The following is a 24,927-nucleotide window of genomic DNA, read 5'->3' on the forward strand; positions in this document are numbered from 1 at the left end:
CTTGTCGGGGAAGCGCAGCTTGATCAGGTCGGGCACGACCGTGGATCAGATGGTCAGGGCGATCGGCGACCGGATCGTCACCGGCTACTTGCGCCCCGGCGAAAAGCTGGACGAGACCTCGCTCGCCGCCCGCTTTGACGTATCACGCACCCCGGTCAGGGAGGCGCTCGGCCAGCTCAGCGCCATGGGCCTGGTCGAGAGGCGGCCCAACAGGGGCGCTATCGTTGCCGTCGTGACGCAGGAGCATCTCGCCTCGATATTCGAGAGCATGGCCGAACTGGAAGCGATCTGCGCGCGCTTCTCGGCCGAGCGCATGACCAGCAACGAGCGTCGCCGGCTCGAGATCGAGCACCAGGCTTCGGCGCGGATGGTGCAGCTGGGCGCCAAGGAGGACTATGAGTATTTCAACCACGAGTTCCATAGCCGGCTTTATCGTGGCGCCCACAATACGCATATCCACGATCTCACCGTGATGACCCGCAGCCGGTTGGCACCCTTCCGCCGCGCGCAGTTCATGCTGCCCGGACGGCTGGCCAAATCCTGGCAGGAACACGACCTAATCGTCACCGCAATCATGCGCGGAGACAGCGTGGCAGCAGGCAAGGCCGCCAGGGACCATGTCTCTATCGTCAGCGAGGCGAGCGCGGTGTTCGCGGCTGATGATCGCAAGCCAATTCGCCGGGACGTGGCCTGAAAATTTCCGGACAGCCCGAATGCCCGCAGACGATGTCGCTTCCAGGCAGTGCAAAGTTCACTCCAACGACCTGATGCGACCCAAAGCTGCCATCCGTAGAAGTTAAATGCGATCGGCGAGTGGCTGGACCAGCTCCTTGACTCAACTTTGGCGAACCGCTTCGTAACCTATTGGCAGACAACGATTATTTTAGTCGAGGAGGGACGTCGCCTCTTCAACAAAACAAACAGTTAGCGGTGGTTCGCCAAGCCATATCCTTCATATGTTCTCAAATGGTCTGGCGAACCCGAGGACAATAAGGAGGAATGAACCTGATCAGCTTCTCGACCGCAGCGCACGCAGCTGTTCTTGCGGCGCGCCCAAGTTTCGCGGGTGTGATGCCCACTGGCGACCACCAGCTGGAACCGGACGGGAGGGCCTATTGCCAAGCCCTACAGATGGAGTGATCCGTGGCGCTCTTGAGCAAGTGGGGCAAACCGGAAAATAACTAAGCCTCGTCGGTGTCGAAGGACATGGCTCTGGCGTCTTGTCTTGGTCCTAGTGTCTAGGCCAACCGCTGATTGGACGGCGCAACAGAGACACCATCAAAAGCGCCTGATCGCGGTTGCGGCGAGGTTGAAAACAGGGCTCGGTGGCGGCATGTTGACGTTATTGCTTTTGGGCGTAACGTTCCTCATCTGGCAGCGAGTGCCAACGAAGAAAAAACGACAGGTCGAGGGGGCAGACCTGTCGCAGGCAAGAGGACCTGATCGTGGCGAAGCATGTGCTCGTTCTCATCGGCACCCGCAAAGGTGCTTTCACCCTAGAAAGTGATTCCGGGCGCAAATCGTGGGGCCTTAAAGGTCCGTTCTGCGCAACATGGCCGATGAACCATGTTGTCGGCAATCCGGCGACGGGCACGATCTTTGGCGGCGGCGGCAATGAATGGTTCGGCCCGGCGGTCTGGAAATCGACAGATCTCGGCGCGAGTTGGACCCATTCGAGCAAGGGGCTCGCCTATGAGGGGGGCGCCGAGCCGATCAAGGCGGTGTGGACCGTCGCGGCGAAGAACGGCAGCCTCTATGCCGGCGTACAGCCTGCCGGCCTGTTCCGTTCCGACGATCGCGGTGAGACCTGGCAGCATGTTGAAGGGCTGCAAAAACATCCGTCACGGCCACAGTGGACCCCCGGCGGCGCCGGCCTGATCCTGCATTCGCTCGTGCTTCACCCGAACGACGAGAACCAGATGTGGATCGGCATCTCGGCGGCCGGCGTGTTCCACACGTCGGACAGCGGCAGGACATGGGAGCCCCGCAACAAAGGGACCCGTGCCGATTTCCTACCAGAGGGTGAGAATTATCCGGAGTTCGGCCAGTGCGTGCACAATCTCGTCATGGCTGCAGGGAGGCCTGACCGACTCTACCAGCAGAACCATTGCGGCATGTACCGCTCGGACGACGGCGGTAAGAACTGGCAGAGCATAGAGAAGGGCCTGCCGTCGAGCTTCGGCTTCCCGGTGGCGGCCCACGCGAGCGACCCCGACACGGCCTTCATGATCCCCCTCAACGGCGACACGGCGGGCCGCTACGTGCCCGATGCGAAAGCCGCGGTATGGCGCACGCGCGACGCGGGCAAGACCTGGCAGGGCCTGCGCGAAGGCCTGCCGCAGCAAAACGCCTATTTCGGCGTGCTGAGGCAAGCGATGGCGACGGACCGGCTGGAGCCGGTCGGCGTCTATTTCGGCACATCGAGCGGCACGGTATTTGCCAGCGCCGACGAGGGCGATAGCTTTGAATCTATCGCCGAGCATCTGCCCGTCATCACCTCGGTCGAGACAATGGTGGTCGAGAGGTAAGGACCGTGCCGAACGATACGCGTCACCCGCGACCCGCTCAGGCCGTTGCAATCACCGTGAGACTGCCCGGCGTGCTGGTCGACCTGTTCCCGGGCTCGACACGCTCGGTGAAGATGTCGGCATCAACGGTGGACGAGATGATGGACGAGTTCGACCGTCGATGGCCGGGAATGCGCGATCGGCTCTGCGACTCGACGCCAGCGATCAGGAAGCACATCAACGTCTTCATCGACGGCGAGCGCGCCAAGCTTGATACGCGGCTCGAACCAGGGACGAAGGTGTTCGTCATCATGGCGATCAGCGGAGGGTAAGTTTCGGGACGGTCTACTTACGCTGATTGCGCCCCGCCCGGACATTGCCTTTCTGCCGCAGAACAGCAAAAAAACTCCGCAGCGCCAGCCTTTAGCGGCAGAAAATTCTATATTGAATTCAATCCTTTAGAAAGCCGATGGTACCGTTGGCTGGGATCGAACCAGCGACCTCCGGATCCACAATCCGGCGCTCTAACCATCTGAGCTACAACGGCACGTTCACCGAGCCGGACCAGGTGGAAAGTTTGCTTTCCGTGATCCGCTCCGTCGTTCGGCGATGCGTCCTTACGGGCTAATGGATCTTATTTCAAGACTTTTGCTAGGCAAAGGTCGCTTGCCCACAAACAGCATCGACTTTTCGCCGGGCAAAGAAAAAGGCCGGCGGGAGGAGGTGCCGGCCTTTTCCTGTTACGAGCCAGCGGGAGGAGGTGCTGGCTGGTCACCCCGGGAGCAGAGGGAGGAGGTTCCACTCGCCGGGTATTGCTTGATGGCTACCATTATACGCGTGATCGTTTTTAAGAAAATGCGACCTTTTGTTGCATCTTCAGATCATGCGCAAATGTTAGGCAACCTTGATTTCCTTCATCGCCTTCTCGAAGGCGGTCTTGATCGGCTTGGAGACGTCCTCGGCCGCCTTGGAGGCGACGGTCTGGAAGTCCTTGGCCTGCTCGACGGTCATTTCGACGCGCTTGCGCAGGAAGGCGGTCTGCAGCTCGACGACTTCCGACAGCGACTTGGCGCCGATCAGGGCTTCGAGATGCGAGAAACCAGCCTCGGCATTGGCGCGGAGAGCGGAAATGGTCTTGAGCGACAGATCGCTCGAAACGGTCTTGGCGGTCTCGTAGGTCGACTCCAGAGCCTTCTGGGTCTCCTCGGCGCCGGTCTTCAGCTTGGCGTAGGCTTCCTTCGACTGCTCAACGCCCTTTTCGGCGAAAGCGCGCATCTGGTCGGTGGCCTTGGAAGCGTCGAAGCTCGGGAATTCAACGTTTTCGATCGTGTCGGCAGTTTTGGTCCTGGACATTTTCCATCCTTTTCAGCGTCAGCGGCTTTGACAGAAAGCCGTCTCGTTCCTGTATGATGGCAATATAAAGGCAAATTTTGTGCATTGCAATATCTTTGTTGCAGTGCACCATAAATTTCTTTTGGGCCGTTAACCAAGAGCCCAGATTCCAGCCTTTGCACGTTCTGGCTTGTGGACCTTCGCGCCGCCGGCTTTTATTAACAAAGCGTTAACCGCAATTTGCCGCTCCGTGAGGGTTCGCCAAGCGCATGCCGTCCGAATATTCCTTCCTCGACGTCGCCGTGCTCGATGCGGTCCGCCAGCGTTTTGCCGCCGGCGACGCGATCGCCATTCTTTCGACGGATCTGGAGCAGGTGATCTGGGCCAATGGACCAGGAGCCGCAGTGTTCGGCTACCCGGACATCGAGGCGATCATCGGCGCCTCCGCGCAACTGCCGTTGATCGCCAGACGCCAGATCATGGCGACCATCGGATTTCCCGAGATCGGCGGCGACCGTGCCATCACAGTGCGGCTGGCAACTGGCATGAGCAGCCGTGCCGTCGGTTTCCTGGCCAGTGCAGTGATCATGCCGGACGCCGAAAAGGCGATCATGCTGACCGTGCCGGCAGCGCAGACGGGCTCGCGCAGCACCGGCGAAATCGCCGCTCGCGCCATCGGCGGCTTTACCGAAGACGGCCATTTCATCGCCTTTGTCGATGCCAGGGGCAATGTCGAGGCGGCCTCGGAAGGATTTTCGGCACTCGGCATCTTGCCGGAGACGCTGGCGGCGCTGGTTGCCGACGTCGCGGATGAGAGCGACCGCATCGTCAAGCGCCTCGTCCCTGGTGGCGCGACCTCCTATCCGGCAGGCCTGGCCAGATTGACCGAGGAACGGCATCTGCTGGTGGTGATCGACGAGGACCAACTCGACGACATGTCCGCTGTTGACGACAGCGTCGCGGACGCGCAAGCGCCTGCCCAAGTCGAAAGCGCGGCTGCGGAAAGCGCGATTGCCCAGCCGGAACCGGGCCAGGACAACAGACCGGCAATCGGCATCGAACACCCCGCCGTGCACGGACCGAGCGTTCCGGAAGCCGCCGAGATCATCCCTATGCCGGCAGCGTCTGAGAATGCCAATCCAGCGGGGCAGCCTGCGAAGGCGGCGGATAACGACCCGGCGACCGCCGCCACTACGCCAGCGCAGCACGATCACTGGTACTTCAATGCCGGTGAAGAAGACAGGCGGGCCGACCGGGCCGCTGCAGCCGAGCCGGTTGAGTCCCCTGCCGCCGTCGCGGCGGGTGCGGTGGAAAACCCGACGCAGCGCGAGACCAAGGCCGCCGCCCCTGTCGAACGCCCGGTCGTGCGGTCGATCGACCGCACGGCAGCGCCACTGCGCTTCGTCTGGCGCACCGATGCCGAAGGCAAGTTCAGCACACTGTCTCCGGAATTCGCCGACATCGTCGGCAAGCCGGCCGCCGACGTGATCGGCCGCCGCTTCAGGGATGTGGCGGCCACTTTCGGCCTCGATCCCTCCGGCGAGATCGCCGGCTTGCTGGAACGGCGCGATACCTGGTCCGGCCGCTCCGTGCTGTGGCCGGTAGCCGGATCCGATTTGAAGATCCCTGTCGACCTCGCGGCGCTGCCTGTCTATGGCCGCAGCCGTGCTTTTGAAGGCTTCCGTGGCTTCGGTGTTGCCCGGGCCAGTGACGCGGTCGTCGATCCGGAAGCCATCGGCATGGCGCTTGTGCCCAACGGCAAGGCCCCGGCGACGCTGGAGCCGCAAGCTGTCGAACCCGTAGCTGAACAGCCGAATGCTGAAGCGCCGAAGGCTTCGGACCCGTTCAAGGGCGAGGTGCCGGCGCTGACCATCGTGCCGAAACCGGAGCGGCGCTTTGCCGACAAGGTGATCCGGCTGGCCGAACATCGCCAGCCAGCCAACGACAAGGGCCTGTCGACGCTGGAGCGCAGCGCGTTCCGCGAGATCGGCGAGCGGCTGAAGAAAGACAGTTCCCCGGTCGAGCCGCCGGAGGCCGAGAAGCCCAGCAACCCCAGGGGACAGGCGGCCGCGACACCTGCCGAAGCCGCGACGGAGGTGCCGACGGCGCCGGCAGTCGGCGAGATTCCGTCAACACCGGATGTGGCCTCGCACGAAGAGCCGACGCTTGCCGGCGAGCAGCCAAAGACCGAAACGATGCCGGTCAAGCCATCCGAGACGGATGTCGATGCCGAGGACGAAGAGGATCTGGCGCGGCTTGACGGCGGTCACCCGGACGAAGCCGGTAACGAGGAACCCGCCGACACCCGGCCGGGCTCGTTGCTCGATTATGCCGACCGTGATGACGAACGCGGTCCTGTCGCGCACAGCAGTGACAAGGCCCCGGTTTCCGAACCGGTGGCGGCGCAACCAGAGATCACCAAGTCCGTCGCCACCGGCGAAGAACCGGCTGCCGCCGTTGCGACACATGACACCGTCGATGACGACAGCATGACATCGGCGGATTTTCGCGATGCCGAGGATAGTGAAGATTGGGCGCAGCCCGACCAGGAAGCCGCGGCCCCTGACCGGCAAGCGGTTGCGTCCGTCGCGGAAACCGCCGGCGCAAGCGGCGCCGCCGTGCGCGTCGATCGCCCGCGCCTTAATGTGCCGCCGCTCAAGGTCGAAGGGTTCATGCCGTCGGCTTTTTCGGCCGGAGATGAGCACAAGGCTCCCGATACCTCGCTTCTGAGCAAGCTGCCGGTGCCGCTGCTCATCCATTCCGGCGACCATTTGCACTATGCGAACGAGGAATTCCTCAACCTGACCGGCTATGAGGCGCTCGACGACCTGGCGGATGCCGGCGGCCTCGGCGCGCTGTTTGCAGACCCCTACGCCGACGATGGCACCTTCGACGGCACCGATCAAGCGTTGCGACTGAAGACGCGCGATCGGCAGGAATTCCCGATCGAGGCCATCTTGCGCTCCGTCCCCTGGCGCGACGGCAAAGCGTTGATGCTGGTCGTGCGCCGCACCGGCGGGGACGACACGCCGGTGGCCCTGCACGTGGTTGGCGACGAGCAGACGCAGCCCGACATTCCCGAGCTCAAGGCACGCATCGCCGAGATGCGCACCATCATCGACACCGCCACTGACGGCGTCGTGCTGATCGGCCGTGACGGCAACATCCGCTCGATCAGCCGGCCGGCCGAAGCGCTGTTCGGTTTCGACAGCGACGAAGTGACCGGCAAGCCGTTCGCCTCGCTGTTTGCGATCGAAAGCCAGCGCGCGGCGCGCGACTACCTCAACGGACTGTCCGAGCCCGGCGTGGCGAGCGTGATGAATGACGGCCGCGAGGTGATCGGGCGCGAGGCGCAGGGGCGCTTCATCCCGCTGTTCATGACCATCGGCAGGCTGCCCAACGACAGCGGCTTCTGTGCCGTCGTTCGTGACATCACGCAATGGAAACGGGCCGAAGAGGACCTGACCCAGGCACGCGCGGTGGCAGAGCGTGCCTCCTCGCAAAAGACCGATTTCCTCGCCCGCATCAGCCACGAGATCCGCACGCCGCTCAACGCCATCATCGGCTTTTCCGAACTGATGGTCGACGAGAAGTTCGGACCTGTCGCCAATGACCGCTACCGCGACTATCTGCGCGACATCAATCGCTCCGGCAACCATGTGCTCGACCTCGTCAACGACCTGCTCGACATCTCGAAGATCGAGGCCGGCCAGCAGGAGATGGCCTACGAGGCGGTGTCGCTCAACGACACGCTGGCCGAGACGGTGGCGATGATGCAGCCGCAGGCCAACCGCGAGCGCGTCATCATCCGCTCCAGCTTCGCGTCGCGGCTGCCGGAAGTGGTGGCCGACCTGCGCAGCGTGCGCCAGATCGCGCTCAACATTCTGTCGAATGCCATTCGCTACACGCAGGCCGGCGGCCAGGTGATCGTCTCGACCGCCTATGAGACATCGGGCGACGTCGTCATGCGGGTGCGCGACACCGGCATCGGCATGAGCCACGCCGAGATCGAGCAGGCACTGAAGCCGTTCAAGCAGATCAACGCGCTGAAGCGGGGACGCGGCGACGGCACCGGCCTCGGATTGCCACTGACCAAGGCGATGGTGGAAGCCAACCGCGCCAGGTTCACCATCAACTCGACACCGGGTGAAGGCACCCTGGTCGAGGTCGCGTTTCCGTCGACCCGCGTGCTCGCCGAATAGAGCAATTCCGGAAAGCAGTCCGGCCTCAAGCGCATGGCGTCTGATCGGATTCAGGCGATGCGCTTATGCATGTCGTTCTCCCAAAACCTGGACCAACTTTTGGGCAACATGCATCAGAAAAAGAAAAGGCGCCCAAGAGGACGCCTTAAGAGATGGGATTGCTGTCACAACGGGGCTTGAGCGAATTCAGATCCTCCGGGGGCAGAGGAACGGGATTTCTCCCTCAAGTTACGTGCGACTATCGACGCCGGCCCTTAACAACTCCTTACCGGCGCCGCGGAAAGTTTACGAATGTGTACCACTCATGAAATCTAGGTAAATTCTCGCGACATATTTGGTTAACCATGCCGGCCCGGTCACTCTGCCAGCTGCGGCAGGTTCCTGAACAGCTCCAGCGCCTCGGGGTTGGCGAGCGCCTCCTTGTTCTTGATGGCGCGACCGTGGACGACGTCGCGCACCGCAAGCTCGGTGATCTTGCCGGACTTGGTGCGCGGGATGTCGGTGACGGCGACGATCTTGGCCGGCACGTGACGCGGGCTCGCCCCGCTGCGGATCTTGGAGCGGATGCGCTTTTCCAGATCGTCATCCAGTTTGACGTCGGCCGCAAGCCGCACGAACAGCACGACGCGCACGTCGTTGTCGAAATCCTGGCCGATGCACAGCGCTTCGAGGATTTCCGGCATCTGCTCGACCTGGTTGTAGATCTCCGCCGTGCCGATGCGTACGCCGCCCGGATTGAGCGTCGCGTCGGAGCGGCCGTGGATGATCATGCCGCCATGCACGGTCCATTCGGCGAAATCGCCATGGCACCAGACATTGTCGAAACGCTCGAAATAGGCTGCCTGGTATTTCTTGCCCTCGGGATCGTTCCAGAAGCCGATCGGCATCGACGGAAATGCCTTGGTGCAGACAAGCTCGCCCTTCTGCTGGCTGATCGGCTTGCCGTCGTCGTCCCAGACATCGACGGCAAGGCCAAGGCCTGGTCCCTGGATCTCGCCGGTCCACACCGGTTGCGTCGGGACGCCGAGCACGAAGCAGGACACGATGTCGGTGCCGCCGGAGACCGACGCCAGATGCACGTCTTTCTTGATGCCGTCATAGACGAAGCGGAAATCCTCCGGTGACAGCGGCGACCCGGTGGAAGAAATCGCCCGCACGCTCGACAGGTCATGCGTGCGGATCGGCTTGAGAGCGGCCTTGCGCACGGAATCGATGAACTTGGCCGAGGTGCCGAAAAAGGTCATCTTCTCGGCATCGGCGAAGTCGAACAGCACGTTGCCGTTTGGGTAGAATGGCGAGCCGTCATAGAGCAGCAGCGTCGCGCCCGAGGCGAGCCCCGACACCAGCCAGTTCCACATCATCCAGCCGCAGGTGGTGAAGTAGAAGAAGCGGTCGCCGTCGGTGAGACCGGCATGCAGCCGATGTTCCTTGACATGCTGGATCAGCGTGCCGCCGGCCGAATGGACGATGCATTTGGGAATGCCGGTCGTTCCCGACGAGAACAGGATGTAGAGCGGATGCGCGAACGGCAGGCGCTCGAAGGTGACCGGCTTGACGGCGAAGGGCGAAAGCGCCTCTTCCAGCGCCACGGCCTTGTCGATGATATCAGCGACATCGCTCGAGGTGCCGAGATAGTCGACGACCAGAACCTTGCGCACCGTGCCAAGCTTGGCCGCAACCGCGGCGATCTTGTCGGCGACCTCGATAGCCTTGCCATTGTACCAGTAGCCATCAGGCGCGATGAAGACGACCGGCTCGATCTGGCCGAAGCGGTCGAGCACGCCCTGCTCGCCGAAATCGGGAGAGCAGGACGACCAGACAGCACCGATCGACGCGGCAGCCAGCATGGCGGCAACGGTCTCCGGCATGTTGGGCATCATCGCCGCGATGCGGTCGCCCTTCTTCACCTTGAGCGACAGGAAAAGCTGCTGCAGCCGCGAGGTCAGCGCCCGCAGTTCGTTCCACGACAGCCGGCGCTCGACCTTGTCCTCGCCGCGAAACACGATTGCCTCACCAGCGCCGGTCTTCTTCAGCAGATTCTCGGCGAAATTCAGCGTCGCGTCGGGCAAGAAGGAGGCACCAGGCATCCTGTCGCCGTCGACGAGCACGCGCTCGCCCCCATTGGTCCCCTTGTCGCCGACGATGCCGCTGAAATCCCAGACCAGGCTCCAGAACCCTTCGCGGTCCTCGACTGACCAGCGGTGAAGCTCCGAATACGAAGAAAACGCTACGCCGGCTTTCACTGCCGCGGCCTTCATGAAAGCGGTCAAGGGTGCTGCATCAATCTGGTCTTGTGTCGGGGTCCAGAGCGGTACTTCGGCAGCCATGATCGTTCCTCCGCGGTCGCCACCGCTTATGCATATCGCAGCGCAGCAGAGCAAGATTTTGTTCGGTCAGTGAGACCAGATGTGCGCAAATGCCATCGCCGGGCCATAAAGACTTGAAATGCCTCAGCCCTAAGTCGTAGTGACGACTGGGGTTACACCCGTCAGGCGATTTTTGTCGGAATGGAAACATACGGGGCGATATGCCATCATCTTTGATCCGGCGCGGAATATGGGCGATCGGCACTGCCGTGCTCGTCATCGCGCTGGTCGTGGCCGCGCTGCCGTTGATCGCCTCCACCCGGATCGTGCGCGACCGCATCGCCTGGGAGATGAGTGCGTGGAGCGGCTTCCGGGTCGCCATCGACGGCTCGCCGCGCATCGAGGTCTGGCCGAAATTCCGCGCGATCCTGACCGATGTGACGCTTTCGCAATGGACCGATACCGAGGCGCCGCCGGTGGTCGAGGCAGAACGGGTCGAGGTTGACCTTTCCGCCATGGCGGCCTTGCGCGGCGACGTGGAGTTTTCGACGGCGCGGCTGGTGCGGCCGACGATCCGGGTTGAGCGAACACCGGCCGGCTTGTTCCTGCCTGCCGTCCCGACAGGCGGGCGCATCACGCGTTCCATCGACACGGCGCGCGGCGTGGTCAATGCCGACCCCGCCAAGCCCGACCTCGACAAGCTTCCGGCCGACACGTTCGGCACGGTGGAGTTCCGCGACGGCCGCATGGTGGCGTCCATCGCCGGCAAGGACGTCGAGATCCTGAGCAGCCTGTCCGGCCAGGCGAATTGGGCGGCGATGAACAGCAATGCGACGCTGTCGGCAACAGGGATCTGGCGCGGCGAAAGCGTCGCGCTGGACGTCGCCTCGCCGAAGCCGCTTGTGCTGTTTGCCGGCGGTACGGCACCGCTCACGCTGTCCTTCAAGGCGGCACCCGCGACCTTCTCGTTCGACGGCACGGCCAGCATGTCCGAAAACGCTTATTTCGACGGCCAGGCGAAATTCTCGGCGCCTTCGCTGCGGCGTGTCCTGGAATGGTCGCAGGCCGGTATCGCGCCGAGTGCTGCGATCGGCTCGGTCAGCATTTCGAGCAAGATCACGGCGACGGCAGGGCGCGTCAAATTCGACAATACCGCGATCGCGCTGGACAACAATCCAGGAATGGGCGCACTGGATCTCTCGCTGGGCGAGGCGCAGCCGGTGATCTCCGGCACGCTCGCCTTCGACACCCTTGACCTCAGATCGTTTCTGTCGGCCTTCACGCCACTGGCGCCGGCCGGCGGGGCGGAACCCGGCGACATCGACACAAGTTTCGCCGACAAGATCAATCTCGATCTCAGGCTGTCGGCAGCGCACGCCACGGCGGGGCCTATCCAACTGGCCGACGTCGCCGCCACCGCACAGGTCAAGGATGGTCTTTCCGTCTTCGATATCTCGGATGCCTCGGCCTTCGGCGGCAACATCCAGAGCAGCCTTCGCTTCGACCGCAAGCCGGAGGGCTCGCAGGTCGAGATCCGGCTGCTGGCCTCCGATATCGACGGCGGTGCCTTCGGCACGGCGGCGGGAATGACGCGGCTGGTTCCGGTCGGCACTGGAACGGTCTCGGTTATCCTCAAGGGACCGGGCAGAACCTGGGATTCCATCTTCGACAATGCTGACGGCTCGGTCACTGCAACCTTCGGACCGGGTGCGTTGAACAAGCTCAACCTGCCCGCTTTCCTCAAGCATACCGAACAAGGCGGCTTCTTCGCGCTCGACGACGTCTCCGACGGAACACTGCCGATCGACGGTGCCGAGATCAAGGCCAGCATTACGAAGGGCGTGGCGCGGATCGACAAGGCCGAAGCCAATTCGGCGAAATACAAGCTCTGGCTGTCCGGGATCGCGTCCTACGCCGGACGAGGATTGGCCCTGTCCGGCGGAATCATCCAGCCGGACCAGGCGGGAACGCAGGCCAACGGCCAGCAAGGCCCCAACCAAGCATCGTTCTTCGTCGGTGGGACGTGGACCACGCCGTTCATCTCCCCGATCAGCCGCGGCGTTTCAGGGGAATAGGCCTTAGCGCCGCTTTGTCCTAACGCAAATCCCTAGGAAAAGCGCGCTACGCGCTTTTCCTAGGGAAACCGCACCCACACTTTTCCTGGAATTGCTTCAGCCGCGTTGTGCCGCCCGCTCGTCGAGTTGGCGCTGCACCTCACGCCGCTTGTTGGCGACCGAGGCGATGATGACGCCGACCGCAACAACGGCGATCAGGATGGTGCAAGCGGCGTTGATCTCCGGCGTCACGCCGAGACGCACCTGGCTGTAGATCTTCATCGGCAGCGTTGTTGCTCCAGGCCCGGAGGTGAAGCTGGCGATGACCAGATCGTCGAGCGAAAGCGTAAAGGCCAGCATCCAGCCGGACACGATAGCCGGCATGATGACCGGCAGCGTGATCTGGAAGAAGGTCTTCACCGGCGTTGCGCCCAGATCCATCGCAGCTTCTTCCAGCGAGCGGTCGAAGCTGACCAGGCGCGACTGCACGACGACGGCGACGAAGCACATGGTGAGCGTGATGTGGGCGAGCGTGACAGTCAGGAAGCCGCGGTCGAGACCGATGGCGACAAACAGCAGCAACAGCGACAGGCCGGTGATGACTTCCGGCATGACCAGCGGCGCAAAGACCATGCCGGAAAACAGCAACCTGCCCCTGAACCGCGTATAGCGGGTCAAGGTGAGCGCCGCCAGCGTGCCGAGCACGGTCGCAAACGTGGCCGAAATGACGCCGACACGGGCCGTGACCCAGGTGGCGTCCATCAGGCCCTGGTTGTGGAACAGCGAAACGTACCATTTGGTCGAGAAACCACCCCAGACGGTAACCAGTTTCGACTCGTTGAAGGAAAAGACGATGAGCAGGACGATCGGCAGGTACAAGAAGGCAAAGCCCAGCACGATCGAGGTGACGTTGAAGCGGCTCCAGGTGGTGTTCATTTGTCCTGCTCCTGGGCGCGCGCCTGGGCCTGCTGGAAGAACATGATCGGCACGGTCAAAAGCAGCAGAAGGATGACGGCCACGGCCGACGACACCGGCCAGTCACGATTGGCGAAGAACTCGTTCCACAGCGTCTTGCCGATCATCAGCGTCTGCGATCCACCGAGCAAATCGGGAATGACGAATTCGCCGACGGCGGGGATGAACACCAGCAGACAGCCGGCGATGACACCCGGCAGCGACAGCGGGAAGGTGATCTTCCAGAACGCGCTGGTCGGCGGGCAGCCAAGATCCTTGGCGGCCTCGATCAGCGAATAGTCCATCTTTTCAAGCGACGAATAGAGCGGCAGCACCATGAACGGCAGGTAGGAATAGACGATACCAATGAAGATCGCCGTGTAGGTGTTGAGGATGATCAGGGGCTGGCTGATGATGCCTGTGGCAAGCAGCAACTGGTTGAGCAGCCCCTCGGGCTTGAGGATGCCGATCCAGGCATAGACGCGGATCAGGAACGAGGTCCAGAACGGCAGGATCACCAGCATCAGCAATGTCGGACGGATCGTTGCCGGCGCGCGCGCCATGCCATAGGCGATCGGGTAGCCGACGATCAGCGTCAGGACCGTCGAGATCGCGGCGATGATGACGCTTGTCACATAGGCGTTGAAGTAGAGGGCATCCTGCGTCAGCCAGGCGTAGTTGTCGAAGCTGAGCGCGCCAAAGCCGGCGAAGAACCCGGAGATGCCGTCCTTGAAGTCGAGCACCGGCGTGTAGGGCGGCATGGCGATCGCCGTCTGCGACAGCGAAATCTTGAAGACGATGATGAAGGGAATGAGGAAGAAAAAAAGAAGCCAGACATAGGGGATGATGATGACCAGGCGGCCAACGAAAGCCGCTCCCAGCCTGGCCAGGATGGACTGGTCGGCATTGGTTGCCGGGGCTGATGCGGAGGTGACGGCGGCGTTCGACATGACCGCCTCCTACCGCGTCAGCACGACGCCGGCGTCGGGCCGGAAAGAAACCCAGGCGCGGTCGTTCCAGCTCAGCGGATCCTCTGTGATGCGGGCCGCGTTCATGGTGCTGGCGCGCACCATCTGCCCGTCATCCAGCCTGACGTGAAAAACGGTCATGTCGCCGAGATAGGCGATGTCATAGACTTCACCTTCAAGTGCATTCACCGCATCGGCCGGCTTTTTGGACGAAATCTTGATCTTCTCCGGCCTGATGGCGAACACGATATCGGCGCCTGCAGCCGTCTTGGCGGCGTTGTCGACGACGATCTGGGCTCCGCTCGAACCCGCGATGCGTGTCGTGTTTGCGGTCTGCTCGGCGACCTTGCCCTCGAACATGTTCACGTTGCCGACGAAATGGGCGACAAAGCGCGATGTCGGGGCTTCATAGACTTCGGCCGGCGTCGCCACCTGCATCACCTCGCCCTTATCGATGATGGCGATGCGATCGGCCATGGTCATCGCTTCTTCCTGGTCGTGGGTGACGACGACGAAGGTCAGGCCGAGATTCTGCTGCAGGTCCATCAATTCGAACTGCGTTTCCTCGCGCAGCTTCTTGTCCAGCGCGCCGAGCGGCTCGTCGAGCAACAGCACCTTGGGCCGCTTGGCGACCGAGCGGGCGAGCGCGACGCGCTGGCGCTGGCCACCGGACAATTGATGCGGCTTGCGCTTGGCGAACTGTTCGAGCTTGACCAGCTTCAGCATCTCGGCGACGCGAGACGCGATCTCGGGCTTCGGCATGCCGTCCTGCTTGAGGCCGAAGGCGATATTGTTCTCGACCGTCATATGCGGGAACAGCGCATAGGACTGGAACATCATGTTGACCGGTCGCCGGTATGGCGGAATGCCGCGCAGATCCTGGCCGTCGAGCAGGATGCGGCCGGCTGTCGGCTCCTCGAAGCCGGCAAGCATTCTGAGCAGCGTCGACTTTCCGCAACCCGACGCGCCAAGCAGGGCGAAGAACTCGCGCTCGAAGATGGTCAGCGACAGATTGTTGACGGCGGTGAAGTCACCGAACTTCTTGGTGACATTGTCAAACTGGATGTATGGCTTGGCGTTCGGGTCGTTCCACGGCGCAAAATCCCTGCGGATGCTGCCAAGCGATTTCATGTCCCACTCCGTCCTGTTTCTTGCTTCTTGCCCCAGAAAGAATTGGTCCCGGCAGGTGGCTGCCGGGACCAATTCAGATTGCTTATTGGCCGGTGACGATTTTGGTCCAGCTGCGCGTGATCAGACGCTGGGTCTTGGGATCGTAAGGCTGGACCGTATAGAGCTTCTCCAAGGTCGCCGCGTCCGGATAGATTGCCGGATCGTCCAAGATCGCCTTGTCGACGAACTGCTGCGACGCCTTGTTGCCGTTGGCGTAGAGCACATAGTTCGACGATTTGGCGATCACTTCAGGCGTCATCATGTAGTTGATGAATTCATGCGCCTCTGCGACATGCGGCGCATCGGCCGGTATCGCCATCTGGTCGAACCATATCTGCGCCCCCTCCTTCGGCACTGCGTAGCCGATTTCGACGCCCTGCTTGGCCTCTTGCGCGCGGTTGCGTGCCTGAAAGACGTCACCAGAGAAGCCGACTGCCAGGCAAATGTCGCCGTTTGCCAGAGCATTGATGTATTCGGAGGAGTGGAACTTTCGGATGGAGGGCCGGATCTTAATCATAACCTCCTCGGCTTTGGCAATATCGTCGGCCGACTTGCTGTTCGGGTCGAGACCGAGATATTTCAACGCTGCCGGGATCATGTCGGCCGGCGAATCCAGCACATAGACGCCGCAATCCTTCAGCTTGGCCAAGGTTTCCGGATTGAAGAACGTATCCCAGCTGTCGATCTTGTCGGTACCGAGCGCTGCCTGCACCTTCTTGATGTTGTAGCCGATACCTACCGTGCCCCACATATAGTTAGTGGAATATTCGTTGCCGGGGTCGTATTTGCTGGTTCGCTCCGAAATGACGTCCCACATGTTGGAAAGGTTCGGCAGTTTCGACTTGTCGAGCTTCTGGAACACGCCGGCCTGGATCTGGCGCGCGAGGAAGTTGCCGCTGGGCACGACCACGTCATAGCCGCTGCCGCCGGCAAGCAGTTTGGTTTCCAGGATTTCGTTGGAATCGAAGGTGTCATAGACGACCTTGATGCCGGTTTTCTTGGTGAAATCATCGATGATCGAACTGTCGATATAATCCGACCAGTTGAAGACGTTGACGACGCGATCCTCGGCATGGCCACCGACGGTGAAAAGCGTCAGAAATACTGAGGTCGCCGAAAGCCAGAGCGCTTTGCGGATCATGCTATTCTCCTTTGATGAGTGTTCCTTCGCCGGCTCGTCGCGGACCCCGCGCGGCCGGGCATTTGTTTCAGACTATTGAGCTTTCCAGGAAGCAACAAGCGCCAACCGCCGACGGCATGCAGGCGGTTCGATGAGCGGCGGGTGGTGGCTTTGTGTCCCTGTCGCGGCCTGGGAGGCGTGCGGATACCGTCAAAGGCTTTCGCCGTGGCGTGGGCAGAGATACGACGATGTGGTCCGGTCTCAATCTGACCGGCAGGGAGACTTGGCAAGATACGCCTGTCTTGTTGTTGCGTAGTCTCAGCCTGCCCGCGCGGCAGCGAATTTGTCAATGGCAAAGCTGCACGCGGCGTCAATTAGGCGATGGCACCCCGGTGACCCCTGCACGCTCGGGTCGTGCTTGGCGCTTGAATTCAAGCCCGATATGGACGAGCAGCGCCGTCACCACCACCGCGCCGCCGATGATGGTGCGCCCCGACGGTACTTCGGAATGGACGAGCCAGACCCATATCGGGCCGAGGATCGGCTCGAACGTGCCGAGCAATGCGGCGACGGCCGCCGGGATCAGCCGCGCCCCAGTGGCGAAGAAGGCAAGGCCAAGACCGAGATTGACTACGCCGAAGGCAAAGAGAAAACCCATGTCACTGGCCGACACGGCGAATGTCGATGCCTGCGAGGCGGCAAAGCCCGCGGCAAGCATGGTGCCGAGGCAGGTGGCCGGCGTCATGCGCACGCCGGAGAACCGCCGGGTGATGACGGTGGCGATCGAGAACATGACTGCAATCAAGAGCGCCAGCCCATCGCCTATCGGCGAGACGGCGCCATCAAGCGATTCCGACACCATGATGGCGACACCGGTGATGACGGCGGCGATCGCCAGCCAGGTCGCGGCAGTCACCCTTTCGCGAAACAACGCCCAGGCAAACAGCGCCGCCAGAAGCGGCACGCCGGCCTGCATCAGCAGGATGTTGGCGACGGTGGTGTAGGCAAGTGCGACGACGAAGGCGGTCGATGCCGTGGCGAAGCAGGCCCCGACGGCCAGGCCGGGCAGACCCATGTCGCGGAATAATTTCAGCGTGCCGCGCCAGCCGTCGCGCCAGACCATAAAGCCAATCAGGAAGGCCGCTGCCCAGACCGAGCGCCAGAAAATAACCGTCCAGCTGTCGCCCACGGTGATGAAGCGGGCAATGGTGCCGCCGAAACTCCACATCAGCGCCGACAGGAACACCAAAAGCATGCCGACGCGTTCCTCGCGCGGCGAGACGGTCGACAAAACAACGCTCGGTGATGGTGCTGTGTCGGTCATGGGCGCGACTGTCGGGCTTTTGTGGACGGGACGATGCGCAAGGGACGACAAAAAGATGCTCCGTTCGCGTAACGCAAAGGCGAAGGCCGGGGGTGAGCCAGAGACCGACGACAATTGTGGCACCCGGCCCGGCGTCACTTGGGGCAAGCGTCACTGGAAGTCGAAGGCACTCAGGCCGGTCACCATCTCGTCGAGGCCGAGCGGACGCGTCACCGGCGGCTCGGCGCGCGCCAGACAGCCGACGCGTTCGCAAAGCCGGCAGGCGGGCCCGACCGGCGTCGCCGTGATGCTGCCGGCCTTCGTGGTGGCTGCCGCGGCCGGAAGTGCCGCGCCATAGACGATGTCATCGCGAAAGCCGATGTCGCACCCGAGCAGCAGCGCCGTGCGGCGCGGACGCTCCGAGAAGGCGCCTTGCGGACCTTCCAGCGTGCGGGCAATGCACAGGAACTCGGCGCCGTCGGGCATTTCCACCGCCTCGACGAAGATCTGGCCGGGCTGGGTGAAAGCGACATGCACGGGCAGCTTGGGACAGCCGCCGCCGAAGCGGCTTTGCGGAAAGCCCTGGCTGCCCACCTTGCGGAAGCGGTTGCCGGCATTGTCGACCTCCAACATGAAGAACGGCACGCCCTGGACGCCCTGCCGCTGCAGCATGGTCAGCCGGTTTGCCGCCTGTTCGAAGGAAACGCCGAAGCGCGAACGCAGAACGTCGATATCATAGCGGGCGCGCACGGCAGCCGCGTGAAAGGCCTGGTAGGGCATCATCAGCGCATGCGCCGCATAGCGGCCGAGTTCGAAACGGGCGAGACGGCGGGCCTCGTCGGTGGTCAATTTGAGCGCCTGGATTTCGCCGGCGACCGCGACCGTCATGCGGATCAGGCAAGCCTCCATCGCCACTTCGCGCAGTTGGTCGAACGGGGACAGCCGTTCGGACAGGAACAAGCGCTGCGAGTGGCGATCATAACGGCGGCGCCAGTTCGGCATGGTGGCGACCGGCAGCACCTTGACCACGATGCCGTATTCGCGCTTCAGCCAGGCCTTCAACGCGCCGAACAGATCGTCGCCGGGATCGAGCACCGAGGTGAAGGCCGCGGCCTCTTCCTCAAGTGCCTCGAAATGGTTCGGCCGGCGCTCGAAAATCTCGTGCACCTCGTCGATCGGCAAGCGGGCGCCGGAAAGTGCGGTTGCCCGACCTTCGCGCGCCAGGAGCTCGTTGAGGTCGGACAGGCGCTCGGCCTGCTCGCGATAGGCGCGGAACAGTTTTACCACCGCCGCGGACGCGTTGGGCGCAGCCTCGGCAAGCTCGATCAGTTCCTGATCTCCCGGCAGCTCGCCGACCAGCAGAGGATCGGTGAACACTTCCTTCAAGGCAGCGACGGACCCCCTTGCCTCGCCCTGCAGTTCGTGCGGATCGACCTTGTAGACGGACGCCAGCTTGAGGATCAATTGCACCGTCAGCGGCCGCTGGTTGCGCTCGATCAGGTTGAGATAGGATGGCGAGATACCGAGCCCCTCGGCCATCGCCGTCTGCGTCAGGCCCTTGGCGTTGCGGATGCGGCGAATGCGCGGTCCGGCAAAGATCTTCTGGTCAGCCATCGACTACCCTTGACAAGATTTACATGACTTCGCAGTGATCTTCACGCATCCAATCTTTTACAATCATGACAAATTTACAGCGGCTCGCCGTCAAACACAACACAGGTTTTCCCTTATGTTAGTCCAAATTCCTTGATTTTTCTGGCCCATTTCGCGCTGCAATGTAAATTCAGTCATATTGCGGTGCGCAGATGATCGGCGCCCGGACATGATGCAGCAATCCTTCGGAGTGACCAATGACTGATTTTTACAACCTCGTCCCCTCGGCGCCGGAAGGTCGTTTCGACGGCATCGAACGGCCTTATTCTCCGGAGGATGTAAAGCGGCTGCGCGGTTCGGTTCAGATCCGCCAGAGCCTCGCGGAAATGGGCGCCAACCGGCTGTGGAAGCTCATCCACGAGGAGGACTTCGTCAACGCGCTCGGCGCCATGTCCGGCAATCAGGCGATGCAGCAGGTGCGCGCGGGGCTGAAGGCGATCTACCTGTCGGGCTGGCAGGTTGCCGCCGACGCCAACACGGCTGGCGCGATGTATCCGGACCAGTCGCTTTATCCGGCCAACGCAGCGCCCGAACTGGTCAAGCGCATCAACCGCACGCTGCAGCGCGCCGACCAGATCGAGACCTCCGAAGGCAACGGGCTTTCGGTCGAGACCTGGTTCGCGCCGATCGTCGCTGACGCGGAAGCCGGTTTCGGCGGGCCGCTCAACGCCTTCGAGATCATGAAGGCCTTCATCGAGGCGGGCGCGGCCGGCGTCCATTACGAGGATCAGCTGGCGTCGGAAAAGAAGTGCGGCCATCTCGGTGGCAAGGTGCTGATCCCGACCGCGGCGCACATCCGCAACCTCAACGCCGCGCGTCTGGCGGCGGACGTGATGGGCACGCCGACCCTGGTCGTCGCGCGCACCGATGCGGAAGCCGCCAAGCTGCTGACGTCCGACATCGACGAACGCGACCAGCCTTTCGTCGACTACGGCGCCGGGCGCACCGTGGAAGGCTTCTACCACGTCAGGAACGGCATCGAGCCCTGCATTGCCCGCGCCATCGCCTATGCGCCTCACGCGGACCTGATCTGGTGCGAGACTTCGAAGCCGGACCTGGCGCAGGCCAGGAAATTCGCCGAGGGGGTGCGCAAGCATCACCCCGACAAGCTGCTCGCCTACAATTGCTCGCCATCCTTCAACTGGAAGAAGAACCTCGACGACGCGACGATCGCCAGGTTCCAGAAGGAGCTTGGCGCGATGGGCTACAAGTTCCAGTTCATCACGCTCGCCGGCTTCCACCAGCTCAACTACGGCATGTTCGAACTGGCGCGCGGCTACAAGGCACGGCAGATGGCGGCCTATTCCGAGTTGCAGGAAGCGGAGTTCGCGGCTGAGGCCAATGGCTACACGGCGACCAAGCACCAGCGCGAGGTCGGCACCGGCTATTTCGACGCCGTGTCGATGGCGATCACCGGCGGCCAATCGTCGACCACCGCCATGCATGAATCGACCGAGCACGCGCAATTCAAGCCGGCCGCCGAATAGCAGACAGAACAACACAGAGGAAACGCCCAACAGGGCTTGGAACACAAGGAGAAGACCAATGGCATCGATAAGTCGTGTCAAGGAACGCGCCGAGGAACAGTCCACGACGATGACCGTCGACCAGCAAGCGACGATCCGCATGCTGGCCAACGATTTGCACCGCCTCAACCAGTCGGTGATGAAGGCGGTCGAGGCCGGTGTCTCGGTGGAGCTCGTGCGCTCGGCACGGCACCATGGCGGCGACGGAAACTGGGGCGATCTCTTGATCCCGGTGATCGTCACGCAGCAGAGCCACGGCTGAGCGAACTCGTGCAACCGACCCTTCACCTGCGCAGTCTCTGCGCAGGTGAATTTTCTTTTTATGAAACGTGCCGGTGGACAGCTCAGTACAGTAGCGTTACTTGAAATTCACCGCTCGCTTAGATGATGTCGAGGCCTTTTATTTCAACTTGACATGGGCGGTCATCTCGCGCCAATTGCGCTCCAGATTCAACTCTGCATTGAAATAGGGGCGAGCTTCTTGGTCGACTTGTGTGCCCAGTGAACCGTGAAGGCGAGACTCCAAGACACCTGGATTTTGTTGCCCGCGACTCAAACACAGAGACGATCCGCGATCCATCGCAAGTGCTCGTCGTCTGCAGATCGCCAATCAATCGCGTGGTGATTTCGAAGATCGTCGAGCGGTCCGGGCTCAAGCCAATCTCGGAATCTCCCGACATGGCGGCTAAGATTTTGCGCTCCCTCATTCCCGGTGCGGTTGTCCTTGACGGCGGCGTCGACAACAAGGACTGCGACAATCTGATGTCCAGCATCGACGCGTTGCGGCGAGCCTCCGGCAAGTCGCTCCCGGCGGTGATCCTGCTTTCAACCAAGAATGGCACGCCGGAGAGCCTGGGCCTGTCGAGCGTCATCGACGTTGTGGTCGCCAAGCCGATCACACCCGAACGGCTGCAGCCGGTGATCGATCGCCTGATCAACCGCTAAGCAATTTCCGTCCGGAATTGCGCAAAACAGGAAGGCCCCGCGATCAGCCCGGATTGACAATGCTTTCGACCAGTCCGGGCAGCTGTCCGAGATCGGATATCTCGCGGAAGCGCGGCTCGGCCACCGGAGCCTCGACATGCTCCAGCACCCAGGTCAGTTCATGCGGCACATGGACACCCCAACCACCGGCCTCGATGGCCGGCACCACGTCCGACTTCAGCGAATTGCCGACCATCATGCTTCTTGCCGGACCATCGCCGTGGCGGCTGAACAGGCGGGCATAGGTGGCGGCACTCTTGTTGCTGACGATCTCGACCGCGTCGAAAAGGTCCCCGAGGCCCGAGCCAGCTAGCTTTCGCTCCTGGTCGAAGAGGTCGCCCTTGGTGATCAGCACGAGGCGGAATGCGCCGGCAAGCTTCTCGACAGCCTCGCGCGCATGCGGCAGGGCCTCGATCGGATGGCTCAGCATCTCGCGGCCGGCATCGAGAATTTCTGAGATCACCGAAGCCGGCACACGGCCTTGCGTGACCTCGATCGCCGTTTCGATCATCGACAGCGTAAATCCCTTGATGCCGAAGCCATAGACGGCAAGGTTGCGTCTTTCGGCCTCCAGCAATCGCGCCGAGATGTGCCCGGCTTCGCCATGGTCGGCAAGCATGGCGGCAAAGCGCTTTTCCGTCATGCGGAAGAACTGCTCGTTCTGCCAGAGCGTGTCGTCGGCATCGAAGCCGATCGTCGTCAGTTTGTTGTCGTGTGGCATGCAAAGTCTCGGTTGGGATTGGGGTCTCGATTGGGAATTGAAGCGGCCGAAACTAGGCCGATTGGCGTGATTTTCAACCGCCTCGGTCAATGCCCGGCGTGGCTCCCCTTCCCTTCCACAGGGGCGCACGGCTATACTCCACAATCCGCAACCCAATCTGGTGAATGATGCCGCCTGCAAAAAAGGAAGTCCGTCCGTCGAGCCGCGGAGGACGGGCGCGTACGCCTGCCTTCGTGAAAAACCAACGTGGCGTCAAGAACTGGAAGGAAGCCAGCGCCTGGCTGGAATGGCGTGGCATCGAGGACATCGAGTGCATCACACCTGATCAGGCCGGCGTCGCACGCGGCAAGATGATGCCGTCGAAGAAATTCACCTCCAACACCTCGCTGGCACTGCCGTCGGCTGTCTTCATGACGACGATTTCCGGCGGCTACCCAGAGGATGGCAACGGCTTCCACTATCCGGAAGACGATGGCGACCTCAAGCTGATGCCGGATCTGTCGACGCTGACGGTGGTGCCCTGGGAAGAAGACCCGACGGCCGCCGTCATCTGCGACCTCGTCCACCAGGACGGACGCTCGGTCGAGTTCACGCCGCGCAATGTGCTCAAGCGCGTGCTTGCCGCCTACGACAAGCGCGGGCTGAAGCCGGTGGTGGCGCCCGAGATCGAGTTCTATCTGGTGCGCAAGAACCCCGATCCGGACTATCCGCTGACGCCACCGGTCGGCCGTTCGGGGCGCGCGATCGGCGGCGGCGCCGGCTATTCGATCGCCGGCGTCAACGAGTTCGATGAACTGATCGACGACATCTACCATTTCTCCGAGGGTCAAGGCCTGGAGATCGACACGCTGATTCATGAAGAGGGCGCCGGTCAGCTCGAAATCAACCTGCGCCACGGCGACCCGATCGAGCTGGCCGACCAGGTGTTCATGTTCAAGCGCACCATTCGCGAGGCCGCGCTCAAACATGAGATCTACGCCACCTTCATGGCCAAGCCCATCCAGGGGCAGCCGGGCTCGGCCATGCATATCCATCAGTCGATCATCGACAAGAAGACCGGAAAGAACATCTTTTCGGCGGAAGACGGCTCGGAAACCGAAGACTTCTTCCATTTCATCGGCGGCATGCAGAAGCATGTGCCGAACGCGCTGGTGATGTTCGCGCCCTATGTCAATTCCTACCGCCGGCTGACACAGGCGGCGTCGGCCCCGGTCAACAACAAATGGGGCTACGACAACCGTACCACGGCGTTCCGCGTGCCGCGCTCGGATCCGGCGGCGCGGCGCGTCGAAAACCGCATCCCCTCCTCCGATGCCAATCCCTATTTGGCGCTGGCGGCATCGCTTGCCTGCGGGCTGATCGGCATCACCAACATGATCAAGGCCGAGCCTCCCGTGCTGACCACCGCCAACGCGGCGGAGATCGACCTGCCGCGCAGCCTGCTCGAAGCCGTCGACCTGTTCGAGGGCGATGAGGAACTTTGCGCACTGCTGGGCAAGTCCTTCGCTGCGACCTATGCCGCGATCAAGCGAGCGGAATTCGAGACCTTCATGGAAGTGATCAGTCCGTGGGAGCGGGAGTATCTGTTGCTCAATGTTTAGGGAGTAGGGGAGTAAGGCAGTAGGGCAGTAGGGCAGTAGGAACGACTAGACGATGGCGAAGATCGAGTCGTACAGGGATCTGATCGTCTGGCAGCAGGCAATGGACTTGGCGGTATCAATCTACGAGACGACAAAAGCCTGGCCGAAAGAAGAACTTTACGGAATGACAACTCAGCTGCGTCGGGCAGCTACCTCCGTGCCCGCCAACATCGCCGAAGGCTATGGTCGAGAGAGCCGAGCTTCCTATCAACAATTTCTGAGGATCGCGCAGGGATCTCTCAAGGAGCTGGAGACTCATCTGCTGATTGCCCAACGCGTCGGAATCGCCTCGCATGAGGCAGTAGAATCCTTGATGACCCGCAGTGAGAGCGTGGGAACGCTCTTGCGGCTTCTGATCCGCAAATTATCACCTGAATAGTCCTACCTACTGCCCTACTGCCCTACTGCCCTACTGCCCTACTGCCCTACTGCCCTACTGCCCTACTGCCCTACTGCCCTACTGCCCTACTGCCCTACTGCCCTACTG

Annotated in this window: 19 protein-coding genes and 1 tRNA gene; 10 read left to right on the forward strand and 10 right to left on the reverse strand. The window is 62.2% G+C overall.

Annotated features, from left to right (window positions below; all coding sequences use genetic code 11):
• Positions 1–19 precede the first annotated feature (19 nt).
• The 3 genes from HNQ71_RS08415 (at position 20) to HNQ71_RS08425 (ending at position 2,839) form a co-directional block, all read left to right on the forward strand.
• Positions 20–694: a GntR family transcriptional regulator gene (locus HNQ71_RS08415; protein ID WP_184872065.1), complete on the forward strand. Its 675-nt coding sequence runs from the start codon at positions 20–22 to the stop codon at positions 692–694.
• Positions 695–1,445: 751 nt separating this feature from the next.
• Positions 1,446–2,528 carry a beta propeller repeat protein gene (locus HNQ71_RS08420; protein ID WP_184872066.1) on the forward strand — a complete coding sequence of 361 codons (1,083 nt, stop codon included), beginning with the start codon at positions 1,446–1,448 and terminating at the stop codon, positions 2,526–2,528.
• A 5-nt stretch (positions 2,529–2,533) separates the two neighbouring features.
• On the forward strand, positions 2,534–2,839 hold the full coding sequence (locus HNQ71_RS08425; protein ID WP_184872067.1) for a MoaD/ThiS family protein: 306 nt from the start codon (positions 2,534–2,536) through the stop codon (positions 2,837–2,839).
• A gap of 138 nt (positions 2,840–2,977) precedes the next feature.
• On the opposite strand, the gene HNQ71_RS08430 is transcribed toward HNQ71_RS08425, so the two are convergent.
• A tRNA-His gene (locus HNQ71_RS08430) sits at positions 2,978–3,054 on the reverse strand.
• A 347-nt stretch (positions 3,055–3,401) separates the two neighbouring features.
• Positions 3,402–3,860: a phasin gene (locus tag HNQ71_RS08435; RefSeq protein WP_095088547.1), complete on the reverse strand. Its 459-nt coding sequence runs from the start codon at positions 3,858–3,860 to the stop codon at positions 3,402–3,404.
• Between the two features lie 248 nt (positions 3,861–4,108).
• Here HNQ71_RS08435 and HNQ71_RS08440 point away from each other — a divergent pair, with 248 nt between their 5' ends.
• Positions 4,109–8,041, forward strand: a complete 3,933-nt coding sequence (locus HNQ71_RS08440) for a PAS domain S-box protein (protein WP_184872068.1) — start codon at positions 4,109–4,111, stop codon at positions 8,039–8,041.
• A gap of 356 nt (positions 8,042–8,397) precedes the next feature.
• Here HNQ71_RS08440 and HNQ71_RS08445 read toward each other — a convergent pair whose 3' ends face one another.
• Positions 8,398–10,368, reverse strand: a complete 1,971-nt coding sequence (locus HNQ71_RS08445; RefSeq protein WP_184872069.1) for an acetoacetate--CoA ligase — start codon at positions 10,366–10,368, stop codon at positions 8,398–8,400.
• 200 nt (positions 10,369–10,568) lie between these two features.
• On the opposite strand from HNQ71_RS08445, the gene HNQ71_RS08450 reads away from it, so the two are divergent.
• Positions 10,569–12,422: an AsmA family protein gene (locus tag HNQ71_RS08450; RefSeq protein WP_184872070.1), complete on the forward strand. Its 1,854-nt coding sequence runs from the start codon at positions 10,569–10,571 to the stop codon at positions 12,420–12,422.
• 96 nt (positions 12,423–12,518) lie between these two features.
• On the opposite strand, the gene HNQ71_RS08455 is transcribed toward HNQ71_RS08450, so the two are convergent.
• The 6 genes from HNQ71_RS08455 to HNQ71_RS08480 form a co-directional block, all read right to left on the reverse strand.
• Positions 12,519–13,337, reverse strand: coding sequence for an ABC transporter permease (locus HNQ71_RS08455; protein ID WP_184872071.1), 819 nt, complete (start codon positions 13,335–13,337; stop codon positions 12,519–12,521).
• Positions 13,334–14,305, reverse strand: coding sequence for an ABC transporter permease subunit (locus HNQ71_RS08460; protein ID WP_184872072.1), 972 nt, complete (start codon positions 14,303–14,305; stop codon positions 13,334–13,336). Before HNQ71_RS08460 ends, HNQ71_RS08455 begins: the two co-directional genes overlap by 4 nt.
• Positions 14,306–14,314: 9 nt before the next feature.
• Complete coding sequence (locus tag HNQ71_RS08465; protein ID WP_095088558.1) at positions 14,315–15,454, reverse strand: ABC transporter ATP-binding protein; 1,140 nt, start codon at positions 15,452–15,454, stop codon at positions 14,315–14,317.
• 82 nt (positions 15,455–15,536) lie between these two features.
• Positions 15,537–16,634 carry a polyamine ABC transporter substrate-binding protein gene (locus tag HNQ71_RS08470; protein ID WP_184872073.1) on the reverse strand — a complete coding sequence of 366 codons (1,098 nt, stop codon included), beginning with the start codon at positions 16,632–16,634 and terminating at the stop codon, positions 15,537–15,539.
• Positions 16,635–16,983: 349 nt separating this feature from the next.
• The gene (locus HNQ71_RS08475; protein WP_184872074.1) at positions 16,984–17,937 is read right to left on the reverse strand and encodes a DMT family transporter; all 954 of its coding nucleotides are present in this window, start codon (positions 17,935–17,937) and stop codon (positions 16,984–16,986) included.
• Positions 17,938–18,087: 150 nt separating this feature from the next.
• Entirely contained in the window at positions 18,088–19,530 is a 1,443-nt protein-coding gene (locus HNQ71_RS08480) for a helix-turn-helix domain-containing protein (protein WP_184872075.1), read from the reverse strand.
• Positions 19,531–19,766: 236 nt separating this feature from the next.
• Here HNQ71_RS08480 and aceA point away from each other — a divergent pair, with 236 nt between their 5' ends.
• The 3 genes from aceA (at position 19,767) to HNQ71_RS08495 (ending at position 22,040) form a co-directional block, all read left to right on the forward strand.
• Positions 19,767–21,056 carry an isocitrate lyase gene (aceA, locus tag HNQ71_RS08485; protein ID WP_184872076.1) on the forward strand — a complete coding sequence of 430 codons (1,290 nt, stop codon included), beginning with the start codon at positions 19,767–19,769 and terminating at the stop codon, positions 21,054–21,056.
• 58 nt (positions 21,057–21,114) lie between these two features.
• Positions 21,115–21,357: an SMc00767 family acetate metabolism repressor gene (locus tag HNQ71_RS08490; protein ID WP_111546723.1), complete on the forward strand. Its 243-nt coding sequence runs from the start codon at positions 21,115–21,117 to the stop codon at positions 21,355–21,357.
• A 230-nt stretch (positions 21,358–21,587) separates the two neighbouring features.
• A complete protein-coding gene (locus tag HNQ71_RS08495; RefSeq protein ID WP_184872077.1) occupies positions 21,588–22,040 on the forward strand; it encodes a response regulator in 453 nt (150 codons plus the stop codon).
• A 43-nt stretch (positions 22,041–22,083) separates the two neighbouring features.
• On the opposite strand, the gene HNQ71_RS08500 is transcribed toward HNQ71_RS08495, so the two are convergent.
• Positions 22,084–22,800, reverse strand: coding sequence for an HAD family hydrolase (locus HNQ71_RS08500; RefSeq protein ID WP_184872078.1), 717 nt, complete (start codon positions 22,798–22,800; stop codon positions 22,084–22,086).
• Positions 22,801–22,964: 164 nt separating this feature from the next.
• Here HNQ71_RS08500 and HNQ71_RS08505 point away from each other — a divergent pair, with 164 nt between their 5' ends.
• Together HNQ71_RS08505 and HNQ71_RS08510 are read left to right on the forward strand one after the other, a co-directional pair.
• Complete coding sequence (locus HNQ71_RS08505) at positions 22,965–24,401, forward strand: glutamine synthetase family protein (protein WP_184872079.1); 1,437 nt, start codon at positions 22,965–22,967, stop codon at positions 24,399–24,401.
• Between the two features lie 52 nt (positions 24,402–24,453).
• Positions 24,454–24,819, forward strand: coding sequence for a four helix bundle protein (locus HNQ71_RS08510; RefSeq protein ID WP_184872080.1), 366 nt, complete (start codon positions 24,454–24,456; stop codon positions 24,817–24,819).
• Positions 24,820–24,927: the final 108 nt, after the last annotated feature.

This window comes from Mesorhizobium sangaii, from assembly GCF_014207355.1.
GTDB classification, from domain to species: Bacteria; Pseudomonadota; Alphaproteobacteria; order Rhizobiales; family Rhizobiaceae; genus Mesorhizobium; species Mesorhizobium sangaii.

Coding starts and splice junctions, on each gene's coding strand:
- HNQ71_RS08435 (WP_095088547.1), bottom strand. CDS start 3,860: ATGTCCAGGACCAAAACTGCCGACACGATCGAAAACGTTGAATTCCCG.
- HNQ71_RS08440 (WP_184872068.1), top strand. CDS start 4,109: ATGCCGTCCGAATATTCCTTCCTCGACGTCGCCGTGCTCGATGCGGTC.
- HNQ71_RS08445 (WP_184872069.1), bottom strand. CDS start 10,368: ATGGCTGCCGAAGTACCGCTCTGGACCCCGACACAAGACCAGATTGAT.
- HNQ71_RS08450 (WP_184872070.1), top strand. CDS start 10,569: ATGCCATCATCTTTGATCCGGCGCGGAATATGGGCGATCGGCACTGCC.
- HNQ71_RS08455 (WP_184872071.1), bottom strand. CDS start 13,337: ATGAACACCACCTGGAGCCGCTTCAACGTCACCTCGATCGTGCTGGGC.
- HNQ71_RS08460 (WP_184872072.1), bottom strand. CDS start 14,305: ATGTCGAACGCCGCCGTCACCTCCGCATCAGCCCCGGCAACCAATGCC.
- HNQ71_RS08465 (WP_095088558.1), bottom strand. CDS start 15,454: ATGAAATCGCTTGGCAGCATCCGCAGGGATTTTGCGCCGTGGAACGAC.
- HNQ71_RS08470 (WP_184872073.1), bottom strand. CDS start 16,634: ATGATCCGCAAAGCGCTCTGGCTTTCGGCGACCTCAGTATTTCTGACG.
- HNQ71_RS08475 (WP_184872074.1), bottom strand. CDS start 17,937: ATGACCGACACAGCACCATCACCGAGCGTTGTTTTGTCGACCGTCTCG.
- HNQ71_RS08480 (WP_184872075.1), bottom strand. CDS start 19,530: ATGGCTGACCAGAAGATCTTTGCCGGACCGCGCATTCGCCGCATCCGC.
- aceA (WP_184872076.1), top strand. CDS start 19,767: ATGACTGATTTTTACAACCTCGTCCCCTCGGCGCCGGAAGGTCGTTTC.
- HNQ71_RS08490 (WP_111546723.1), top strand. CDS start 21,115: ATGGCATCGATAAGTCGTGTCAAGGAACGCGCCGAGGAACAGTCCACG.
- HNQ71_RS08500 (WP_184872078.1), bottom strand. CDS start 22,800: ATGCCACACGACAACAAACTGACGACGATCGGCTTCGATGCCGACGAC.
- HNQ71_RS08505 (WP_184872079.1), top strand. CDS start 22,965: ATGATGCCGCCTGCAAAAAAGGAAGTCCGTCCGTCGAGCCGCGGAGGA.
- HNQ71_RS08510 (WP_184872080.1), top strand. CDS start 24,454: ATGGCGAAGATCGAGTCGTACAGGGATCTGATCGTCTGGCAGCAGGCA.